The 5,700-nt window shown below is 62.4% G+C and carries 8 protein-coding genes; 2 read left to right on the top strand and 6 right to left on the bottom strand.

All coding sequences use genetic code 11. The features are described 5' to 3' along the window. Nucleotides 1-555 (top strand): DNA mismatch repair MutL family protein (locus AC5E6N_RS22900; RefSeq protein WP_491749974.1); only part of this gene is annotated, 555 nt, incomplete at its 5' end. Nucleotides 556-577: 22 nt separating this feature from the next. Next, nucleotides 578-805 (top strand): DUF2093 domain-containing protein, encoded by a 228-nt coding sequence (locus tag AC5E6N_RS22905; RefSeq protein WP_491749975.1) that lies wholly within the window; start codon nucleotides 578-580, stop codon nucleotides 803-805. Nucleotides 806-808: 3 nt separating this feature from the next. Here AC5E6N_RS22905 and lpxK read toward each other — a convergent pair whose 3' ends face one another. From lpxK to AC5E6N_RS22935, 6 genes are all read right to left on the bottom strand, one after another. Continuing rightward, nucleotides 809-1,840, bottom strand: a complete 1,032-nt coding sequence (gene lpxK, locus AC5E6N_RS22910) for a tetraacyldisaccharide 4'-kinase (RefSeq protein ID WP_491691402.1) — start codon at nucleotides 1,838-1,840, stop codon at nucleotides 809-811. After that, entirely contained in the window at nucleotides 1,834-3,159 is a 1,326-nt protein-coding gene (waaA, locus tag AC5E6N_RS22915; RefSeq protein WP_491691403.1) for a lipid IV(A) 3-deoxy-D-manno-octulosonic acid transferase, read from the bottom strand. Before waaA ends, lpxK begins: the two co-directional genes overlap by 7 nt. Next, nucleotides 3,156-3,881, bottom strand: coding sequence for a lysophospholipid acyltransferase family protein (locus AC5E6N_RS22920; protein ID WP_491749976.1), 726 nt, complete (start codon nucleotides 3,879-3,881; stop codon nucleotides 3,156-3,158). The genes waaA and AC5E6N_RS22920 overlap by 4 nt, the downstream gene beginning before the upstream one ends. Before the next feature lie 97 nt (nucleotides 3,882-3,978). Then, nucleotides 3,979-4,224: a DUF4170 domain-containing protein gene (locus AC5E6N_RS22925; RefSeq protein ID WP_491749977.1), complete on the bottom strand. Its 246-nt coding sequence runs from the start codon at nucleotides 4,222-4,224 to the stop codon at nucleotides 3,979-3,981. An 88-nt stretch (nucleotides 4,225-4,312) separates the two neighbouring features. Further along, the gene (locus AC5E6N_RS22930; protein ID WP_491749978.1) at nucleotides 4,313-5,104 is read right to left on the bottom strand and encodes a 3'(2'),5'-bisphosphate nucleotidase CysQ; all 792 of its coding nucleotides are present in this window, start codon (nucleotides 5,102-5,104) and stop codon (nucleotides 4,313-4,315) included. Next, the coding region (locus tag AC5E6N_RS22935; RefSeq protein ID WP_491749979.1) for a metallopeptidase TldD-related protein at nucleotides 5,091-5,700 on the bottom strand (610 nt) is incomplete at its 5' end. The genes AC5E6N_RS22930 and AC5E6N_RS22935, both read right to left, overlap by 14 nt.

The raw sequence follows: 5,700 nt of genomic DNA on the forward strand, positions 1-5,700 counted from the left end.
CAGTTGCATGAGAACTACATCGTGGCACAGACCGGCGACGGGCTTGTCATTGTGGATCAGCATGCGGCCCATGAGCGGCTGGTTTACGAAGATCTGAAGCGATCGCTCGCAGCGGGCAACACGGCCGCGCAACGGCTTTTGATACCGGAGGTCGTCGATCTGCCGGAGGAAGATTGCGACCGGTTCATGGTTCACTGCAAGGAACTGGCCGAACTCGGCCTTGTCGTCGAACGTTTCGGACCCGGCGCCCTCGCCGTGCGGGAGACGCCGGCGATCCTCGGCGAGATCGATGCCGCCGGGCTGGTGCGCGAACTGTGCGACGAGGTGGCCGAATGGAACGACGCGGGCGGGCTGAAGGCGAGGATTGACTACGTCGCGGCGACCATGGCATGCCACGGATCGGTCCGCTCCGGACGGCGGCTGACGCCGAACGAGATGAACAGCCTGCTGCGGCAAATGGAAAACACGCCGGGCTCCGGACAGTGCAATCACGGACGGCCGACCTATATTGAGCTGAAATTGTCTGATATCGAGAAACTGTTCGGCAGGCGATAGAGCGTTTTGACAGGATACGGGAATGAACAGGTTTGAAGGACATGGGTCCGGCGAGGCGAAGATACGTTATCTCGACGCGGACTTTCAGGTCATTACACCCGGCTCCCACGTGCGTTGCGCCGTCACCGGAGAGATCATCCCGCTTGATGAGCTGAAATATTGGAGCGTGGCGCGTCAGGAGCCCTATGTCGATGTGCAGGCGTCGGTGACCGCGGACGAGCGCGCCGGAATCCTGCCGACACGGAAATAACGACTATGCCGGCCGCAAGGCCTTCTTCTTGAAAGACTGTATCGCCTGTTCAATCAGCGTCTGAGCAAGTTTCGGCGGATCGAAGTCCAGCCGGACCTCCAGCACGTCCGTTTTTTCGGCAAGTTCGGCGACCTTGCCTTTTGCATGAGCGAGCCTGACCATGTCCTTGCTGGTGGTGACCAGCTGCAGGTCCTGCGCGGCGGCCGTATCGATCAGTTCGGCGGCCTCATCCTCGGCGAAGTGGTGGTGATCGCCAAAGCTGCGCGCATCGACAATATCGGCGCCGGCTGACCGCAGGCTGGCGAAGAATTTCTCCGGATTTCCGATCGCGGCAAATGCAAGGACCTTCCGGCCCCGAAACCGGCGCGGCCTGATGACGGAAAGCTTTGCCTCGTAGACCGGCTTGGCGGCCCGCCCGGCAACACGGATAACCGGCGCGGCCTCCGGTCCGTCCCCGATAACGAGGAGCGCCGAGGCATGGCGCATCTGATCAACCATCGGTGCACGCACCGGACCACCGGGGATGACGTGGCCGTTGCCGATACCACGCAATGAATCAACCACCAGAAGCGCAAAGTCGAAGCCGATGGCAGCGCTCTGGAAACCGTCATCCATGATGATGAAATCGATGCCCTCCTCGACAAGACGGCGGGCGCCGGCCGACCGGTCGGGCGAGACAACGGTCAGCGCTTTTTTGGCAAGCAGCAAAGGCTCGTCACCGACATCAGCGGCATTGTGGCGTTCGCAGTCGACGACCGTCGCCTTGCGAATGTTGCCGCCATAGCCGCGCGACAGGAACCCCGGTGTCAGCCCCAACCTCTTTGCCGCCGCCCCCATGGCCAGGGCGGTCGGGGTCTTGCCGGCGCCGCCGACGGTGAAGTTACCGACGCAGAACACCGGCACCTCGACGGCGAGCCGGCGCGCGTTTTCCATACGCGAGCGAGCAACGGCCCCGTAAATCCACGACACCGGTGCCAGCGACCAGGCGCGCCAGTCTGCCTTTGTCCACCAGAATGGGGGCGCTTCGCTTACCATCGGTCTATTCGGCTGTCTTCCTGATAGAGCTCGGCCTTCACCGTGAGCGGTTTGATGTAGGGCTCAAGCGTGCGCACGGTCCGCGGCAGCGCACCGCTCAGTTCCTCGACCGTCTTGAGCGCGGCCGTACGCATCTTTTCGCTGGTGCGGCGGTTGCTGAGCAGGAACTCCACCAATTTTGTCAGGGTCTCACCGTCATTGACGAGCCGGGCGCCACCGTTTTTCAGCAGGCTGCGATAGCTGTCTCTGAAATTCTGCACGTTGCGGCCAGAGAGTATGGCGCAATCGAGCATGGCCGGCTCGAGCGGATTGTGCCCGCCCTGCCAGGTCAGCGAGCCGCCGACAAAGGCGATGCGCGCCATCCGGAGATAAAGGCCCATCTCGCCGATGGTATCGCCGAGATAAACCTGCGTCTCCGACGTGATGACATCGCCGCGAGAGCGGCGGGCGACCGCAAGACCGCGGCTTGCCAGCATGTCCTCCACCTCGTCCGCGCGTTCGGGATGGCGCGGCACGATAACCGTCAGCGCCTTGTGACGCGGCTTCAGGGACTGATGCACATCGGCGGCGATGGCTTCCTCGCCGGGATGGGTCGAAACGGCGGCCCATACGCCGCGCTCGCCGATACGATGTCCCAAGCGCCGCAATTCCGTTTCGTCACAGGCAAGCGGCTTGGTGTCGACCTTGAGATTTCCCGATACGGCGACAGGTCTCGCCCCCAGCGCCCTGAACCGCTCGGCATCCTCCTCGGACTGCGCGATCACCATGGAGAGGTTCTCGAACAGCGCCTCGGCCAGATGCGGCCGCCGCCGCCAGTTCGCAAAGGACTTGTCGGACAGGCGCCCGTTGACCAGCACCTGCGGCATGCGGCGGGCGCCCAGTTCCAGGATTGTCATCGGCCAGATCTCGGATTCGGCCATGATCGCAAGGTCGGGTTTCCAATAGTCCAGGAAACGGCTGACCGCCGGTTTGAGATCGAGTGGAACATATTGATGGATGACCCGGTCGCCGAGCCGCTCACTCGCGACCGCCGCCGATGTGACGGTGCCCGTCGTCAGGACGACCGAAATGCCCCGCTTCAGCAATTCCTCGATCAGAGGAATAACGGCGGTGGTCTCGCCGACGCTTGCGGCATGCGCCCAGATCAGGGGTCCTTCGGGCCGTTCCGCGCTGGGGTGGCCATAACGCTCGCGCCGGCGCGAATGCTCTTCCTTGCCCTTGGTTGCGCGGAAAGCCAGGTAGGATCCCAGAAAAGGATAGATCCCCCCGCCAAGCCAGCGGTAGGCCGTCAGGGTCGCACGGGCCCAAAAAAGACTCATGCGGACGTCCTGACTGCCCGGTAGGCTTTTTCGGTTACGCTGTTCAACTCGTCAGTCACCCTTTGACGGAATGTTTCCATCTCGGCAGTCGACACGTCGCGCGGCACATGGATGGGCTTTCCAAGCTTAAGGCAAGCGCGGCCAAATGGTAAATTGATCGTCGTCTTGTCCCACGATTTTTCGATCACATGATGGCGGCTGGTGGCGATGGCCATGGGGAAAATCGGACGCCCCGAAAGTTTCGCCAGCGCGACGATGCCTTCACCGGACTGCCGCGGAGTACCTTTGGATATGTCGGCAATCATGACAATGTTGAAACCGTCCGACAGGGCGTGCGCCATGGACTTCAGGGCACCGACACCGCCTTTCCTCCAGGTCTGGGATCGTTCGCGCCCGCCGGAGCCGCGGATTACGCGGACGCCGCACAGTTTGAGAACCCGGGCATTGATTTCGGCGTCGCGGCTTCTCGAAACAAGCGCGGCAACCGAGCTGTTCCTGCGGTAGACAAAAGGCGCCAGCATCTGCTGCCCGTGCCATAGCGCGATGATAACCGGCAGCTTTCCCTCAACGGCCGCCTCCAGATCGTCGGAATCGGAAACCGGGCGGTTGGTTCCATAAACAAGGCGCAACCCGGCATGCAGGAACGCAGCCGCGACGTTTTGAAATCCGTCCGACGCCAGCAGTCTCTTGCCAAAGCGCTTGAATGCCGTGTTCAATGCCATACCCCGCAGCCAGGTTCGCCCGGTCTGTCTTCAGTTGCAAAAGCCGATGGCTTTCGACCGCAGAACCGGGACCCGGCCAACCGCATCCGCTGGCCTGCTAGTGTTTGCCATCCGCCTCGTCATCGGGATTGAGAAACCGGTGCAGGTGGACAATGAAGTACCGCATGTGAGCGTTGTCAACGGTCTGCTGCGCCTTCGATTTCCAGGCGGCATAGGCGGTTTTGTAGTTCGGATAGATGCCAACGACATCGAGTTCGTCGAGGTCCCTGAAACGAACGTCGTTCAGTGATTCGAGCTCACCGCCGAACACCAGATGCAATAGTTGTTTCTCGCCGGTCTCCATCAGGATCTCCATTACCGCGGACACATATGCCGGACCGGCCTCGCAGCAAGAAAATGCCTGTCCGCAGGGCGGTTTGCTGGAATTTGACTCAAAGGTCAATGCTGCGTGCGACGTTCTCGAGTTCCGCAAGCAGGCTGCCGGAGCCGGCAATGAGCAAGCCGTGGCTGACATCGGCCCCGTTGTATCGGATCGGCGCGCCCTTCCGGTCAAGCAGGGCGCCGCCCGCGTTGCGCAGGATAAGATCGGCGGCGGCCAGATCCCAGTCGTGAGAATCGGGTTTGACCAGCGTTCCGTCCAGCCGCCCGTCGGCGACCATGGCGATGCGGTAGGCAAGCGACGAGACATGGCCGGCGCGCGTCATGCGGTCGACGAACGCCTTCGGCAGGCTCTTGAAGACAGTCTGCGGCATGGACAGGACCATCGGCTTATGGGTCGCGTCGACGCGGATCGGCGCGCCGTTCCTGAGGGTTGCAGTCCCCAAGGAAGCCTCGAAGACCTCGTCCTTCGCCGGGCAGGCGAGCACTCCGCACTGGACTTCGCCGTCCCTGACGACGGCGACGCTCACGCACCACACATCCTCTCCGTTGACATAGGCCCGCGTGCCGTCGATCGGATCGACGACAAAGACGGCCTCATGGCTGAGGCGCGAATGGTCATCCTCGGTTTCCTCGGACAGCCAGCCGTAATCCGGCCGCGCGCGGCACAGGGTGTCTTTGAGAAAACTGTCGACGGCGATGTCCGCTTCGGTGACGGGCGATGTGCCGCCCTTGTACCAGACCTCCGGATCCTTCCGGAAGTATTTCATCGCGATCCGCGCGCCCTCGACCGCGGCTTCGCGTATGAGGGCGAGATCGGCAACTGCGACGCTATTTTCCGGCAAGGGTCATGCCCTCGACCGCCAGCGTCGGGGACGCCGTGCCGTATTTTCGGTCAATGTCGCTGGCCGGCGTGGTGTTCATGAACATATCCTTCAGGTTGGATGCAATCGTCACCTCGGAGACCGGATGGGTCAGTTGACCGTTCTCGATCCAGAAACCGGATGCGCCGCGACTATACTCGCCGGTGATCATGTTGACACCCTGCCCGATCACTTCGGTCACATAAAAACCGGAAGCGATGCCGGCGATGAGCGCCTCCGGCGACGTTTCGCCCGGCTCGAGCGCGAGGTTCGTGGACGCGGGATTGACGTTCGAGCCGCTGCGCACGCCGCGGCCATTGGTCTTCAGACCCAGTTCGCGGGCCGTTCCGGTGGACAGGAACCAGGTCTGAAGGACACCGTCCTCAACCATATCGAGCAATGTTCCGCGCACCCCTTCGCCGTCGAAGGGTCTGGATGCCGGACCGCGCACGACCTGCGGATCGTCGGTAAGCCGCATGCCGGGCTTCATGACAGGCTTGCCCATCATCTCGCGCAGGAAGCTGGTCTTGCGGGCGACCGACGCGCCATTGATCGCGCCGCCCAGATGCCCGACAAAG

The sequence above is a fragment of the Hoeflea sp. genome, assembly GCF_984452065.1.